The sequence below is a fragment of the Mycobacterium sp. TH-M82 genome, from assembly GCF_057473605.1.
Map to the genome: position 1 here is coordinate 1 of NZ_JBYCKY010000680.1, position 3,848 is coordinate 3,848.

The 3,848-nt window shown below is 70.1% G+C and carries 5 protein-coding genes and 1 pseudogene; 1 reads left to right on the forward strand and 5 read right to left on the reverse strand.

What is annotated here, in order from left to right; translation table 11 throughout:
- Positions 1–78: pseudogene (locus AC2VON_RS19915) on the forward strand (CoA pyrophosphatase); the annotation flags it as partial.
- Between the two features lies 1 nt (position 79).
- Here the strand turns inward: AC2VON_RS19915 and AC2VON_RS19920 are convergent.
- From AC2VON_RS19920 to AC2VON_RS19940, 5 genes are all read right to left on the reverse strand, one after another.
- The gene (locus AC2VON_RS19920; protein ID WP_486954489.1) at positions 80–706 is read right to left on the reverse strand and encodes a TetR/AcrR family transcriptional regulator; all 627 of its coding nucleotides are present in this window, start codon (positions 704–706) and stop codon (positions 80–82) included.
- A gap of 2 nt (positions 707–708) precedes the next feature.
- Positions 709–1,776, reverse strand: a complete 1,068-nt coding sequence (locus AC2VON_RS19925) for an NAD(P)H-dependent amine dehydrogenase family protein (RefSeq protein ID WP_407685462.1) — start codon at positions 1,774–1,776, stop codon at positions 709–711.
- A complete protein-coding gene (locus AC2VON_RS19930) occupies positions 1,773–2,645 on the reverse strand; it encodes an SDR family NAD(P)-dependent oxidoreductase (protein WP_407685463.1) in 873 nt (290 codons plus the stop codon). Before AC2VON_RS19930 ends, AC2VON_RS19925 begins: the two co-directional genes overlap by 4 nt.
- Positions 2,646–2,744: 99 nt before the next feature.
- Entirely contained in the window at positions 2,745–3,185 is a 441-nt protein-coding gene (locus AC2VON_RS19935) for a GNAT family N-acetyltransferase (RefSeq protein WP_486954490.1), read from the reverse strand.
- Positions 3,186–3,380: 195 nt separating this feature from the next.
- Positions 3,381–3,848 (reverse strand): SAM-dependent methyltransferase (locus AC2VON_RS19940; protein ID WP_486954491.1); only part of this gene is annotated, 468 nt, incomplete at its 5' end.

Consider the following 3,848-nt stretch of genomic DNA (forward strand, 5'->3'; position numbering starts at 1 on the left):
CAACTGCGGTGGCTGGGCCTGGAGGGGCGGCACGACCCGGTCGACGAGCTCGAACAACCGGTGTTCGCCTGGAAGTAGGTCAATCCGCGCGATGCCGTTCGAGGTAGGCGCAGATCACCTCGACGAGCGCCCGCTGTTCGCGGGTGGTGTCGACCGGTATGCCGGCGACGAGCTGAGAGACCACCAGCCCGCGCATCGCCGCCCAGATCAGGTCCCCGATCGCGGACGCGTGCGGGCTGTCGAGGCCCGCGGCGACGTCGCGGCTCAGGTCGTTGACGGCTTGCTGCAACCGGCGCAGGTGCCGGGTGGCGCGCCGGTCGCGCCGCGCCCTGGTGGCGATCAGGATCTCCAGCGACGCCCGCGTCGTCGGGCTGGAGAACACCTGCCAGGCCGCGTCGATGACCAGGCGCACCCGCTCGTGGCGGGTGGCGCCCGCCGTGGCGGGCGGCAGGGTGCGCAGGGCGCCGACGAGTTCGGCCAGCCCGCGGTCGGCGACGGCCATCAGCAGGCCGTCCCGGTCGCCGAAGTGGTACTGCACCACGCCCCAGGTGACCCCGGCCCGCTCGGCGATGTGGCGGGCGCTGGCGGCGGCGAAGCCCTCCTCGTTGACGCAGCGCACGGTTTCGTCGAGCACCCGTTCGCGGGTGCGCTCGGCGCGCTCCTGACCGCCGCCGGGTGGCCGGCGGGGCGCGATCTTGCCCGCCACGCTCACCACATCGCGGTGTGCGCATGGGCCGCCGGAAGATCCTGCGCGGCAAGCAGTCCCGGCGGCGCGGCGCACACGTCGCCGATGGCGTTGACGGCCCGCGCGGCGGTGGCGACGACCCCGCCCTGGTTGTGGTCGACGCCGTCGAGGCCCAGGTGGGTGTTGATCTCCACACCCGGATTTCCCCGCACCACCACGCGGTGCACGCCCGGCCTGCCGTCGGGCGGGTAGGGCCAGTGGGGGGCCGCCGCGGCGGTGAGCCTGTTGACGTGCTCCATGGTGATCACGGGTTCGCCGCGGTGGATCCCCTCCACCGCGAACCGGACCGCGGCCACCCGCCCGGGCGGGACCGTCATCATCGTGCAGTCGATCTGGGCCGGTGTCACCCAGTTCTCGTGCCGCTCGCGGACCTCGTCGAGGGCGACGCCGAGCAGGGCGGCCAGCGACCGGACCTGCCCGCCCCACAGCGAGGCCAGCACGCCCGGCTCGAACATGATCGGACGCTGATCCGGGGCGAAGCCGAAACCGAAACTGACGCCGGTGAACTCGGCGTCGTCGTAACTTCCGTAGTCGCAGATCTCCGACACCGTGATCGCGGTGGCCCGACCCGCCAGCGTCAACGCGGTGTAGACCAGGCTGTCCCCGGAGAATCCCGGGTCGACGCCGTTGATGTACAGCGACGTGCCGCCGTCCTGGCATGCCTTGGTCAGCGGCTCGGTCAGCCACGCGTCGGCGTGCCGCGGGGCGACCAGCCAAACCATCGACGTGCCAACCACATTGGTGCCCGCGCGCAGGAAGCGGCAGATCTCGGCGATCGCCTGGTGGGGGCGGGTCTCGGCCTGGGCGGTGTACACCACGCAGTCGGCGCCCAGCGCCACCAGCGCGTCGACGTCGTCGGTGGCCACGATCCCCGTCGGCTCGGCCAGCCCGCACAGCCGCGCGGCGTCGCGGCCCACCTTGTCGGCGCCGTGGGCGTGCACGCCGGCCAGGCGAAGATCGGGACGCTCGACGATCATCTGCAGGGCGTGCCGGCCGACGTTGCCGGTGGAGAACTGGACGACGCTCTTCACAGCAGGTCCGTGATCGTCTTGAGGCCCGCCTCGTAGAGCACGCCCGGCAGCATGCCGCCGTCGATCTCGATCGTGGTGCCGTTGATGAAATCGGCTGCGCCGCTGCACAGGAACACCGCGGCGCGCCCGACCTCGGCCGGCTCGCCGGCGCGGTGCAGCGGTACGTCGGCGAAGTACCGGGCGCCGTCCGGGTCGTCCTTGGGCAGCACGAACGACTTGAAGTTGTCGGTCATCGTCGGCCCCAGCGCCAGACAGTTCACCCGCGCCTTCGGGCCCCACTCCTGGGCCAGCGACCGGGTCAGGTGGTTGAGCCCGGATTTGGCGGCGCCGTAGGACACCAGCGTCGGCGAACCCGCCGGATGACCCGCCCCGCTGGAGATGTTGACGATCGAACCCACCCCGTCCTGCGTGCGCATCTGGCGGAACACCCGGATGGCGAACCACAGGGGACTGATCAGGTTCATCTGGATCGCGAACGCGTGGAACAACATCGTGCGTTCGAGGTCGTCGGCCCCTTTGGGGGCGCCCTGGATGCGCTGGACCAGTTCGGGAACGTCCTCGACGTGCGGGGTGGGGACCGTGCCGCCGGCGTTGTTGACCAGGATGTCGACGCGGCCGTAGTCGGCCACCACCGCCGAGACGAACTCGTCGATCGCCCGATAGTCGCCCTGATCGCAGACCCGCTGCGACGAACGCCGCGCCCAGTCCGGGTTGTCGCTCACCCCCGGCATCGCGTCCAGTGCGCCCCGGGAGCAGCCGACGACGGTCGCCCCGGCCCGCAGCAGTTCATGTGCGATGCCGACCCCGACGCCGCGGCTCGTTCCCGTGACGATGGCGACCTTGCCCTCCAGCGGTGTCCCGTCGTGCATCGCGGCCGTTCCCTTCCGGAATATGCTTCCCCGAAGTAACATTGAATGCGCAATATAATTGCATGCTCAATGTTTCGGCGCAACGGTCGCGGCCCCGTATCAGCCAAGTTCTCTCGAGAAATGATGCGCCGATATCCGCAGGTGGTTCCTCATGTACAGCCGGTGGGCTGCGGCCCGGTCATCGCCGACACCCGAATCCAGATGGATTGCTTCACATTCGCGATTTCGCGCTTCGGCGATCACCCACCGCAGCAGCGCGTCGGCGTACCCGCGGCCGCGTGCTGAGGCCACGGTGCTCACGTCGTCGACATACAGGGAATGCCCCCACGCCGCCGACCACGCTTCCCGGAAGCCGACCACCGACACGGCCGCATCGGAGGGGCGTTCAAAAGCGCCGGCGAGCCGGTAGCCGGCGGGCCGCAGAACGGTATCGATGAAGTCGACCATCGCATCGGCGGTCTTCCATCTCGGCCGCAAGGCGAGCATTGCCCCGGCGGCCTGCGCTGTCTGCCCCGTCGCGATCTCACGTATTTCCACCATGCCAGGGATCCGACCAGACGAAACGGCATCGCATCAACCCGTTTTCCGATGGGTGCGGCGACCGCCGCGGCGTAGCCTCCGTTGACGACGAGAGAGTCACGACGATGCGAATAGGCATCATGCCCAACACGATCAACCCGAAGTCTGGCCCGAAACCGGCGCCGATTGCTGCGCCGACTGAAAAAGCTTTGACCGCTACGCCAGGGTCGCCGTCAGGTAGCCGGACGCGTCGCCGAACGAGGCCAGGTCGTCGTTCGGCAACTCGAAGCCGTGCTCGGCGTAGGCCCGCTCGGTCGTTCGGATGTCGATCCGCCAGCCGTGGCCGGCGAGGTACTCGGCGGCGGTGTTGCGGTCGCCGGTGTAGAACAACTCAGCCAGGTTGATGTTGGAGCCCAGCCGCCGCGACCGCTCGGTGAGCTTCTGGGCCCAGTCCGACGGGATGTTACGCAGGTCCAGGTGTTCGGTGGCGATCCTGCTGCCCGGCGCCGACAGCGCGGCGATGTTGTCGAACAGGCGGTCCTGCGCCTCGGGCGGCAGATACACCAGCAGGCCTTCGGCGCTCCACGACGTGGGCTGCCCGGCGTCGAAGCCGGCCGCTTGCAGCGCCGCCGGCCAGTCGTCGCGCAGGTCGATCGCCACGGTGCGCCGCTGCGCGGCGGGCTC

Excerpts from the sequence above, each read along its gene's own strand:
- AC2VON_RS19930 (WP_407685463.1), bottom strand. The coding sequence starts at position 2,645 with ATGCACGACGGGACACCGCTGGAGGGCAAGGTCGCCATCGTCACGGGA.
- AC2VON_RS19935 (WP_486954490.1), bottom strand. The coding sequence starts at position 3,185 with ATGGTGGAAATACGTGAGATCGCGACGGGGCAGACAGCGCAGGCCGCC.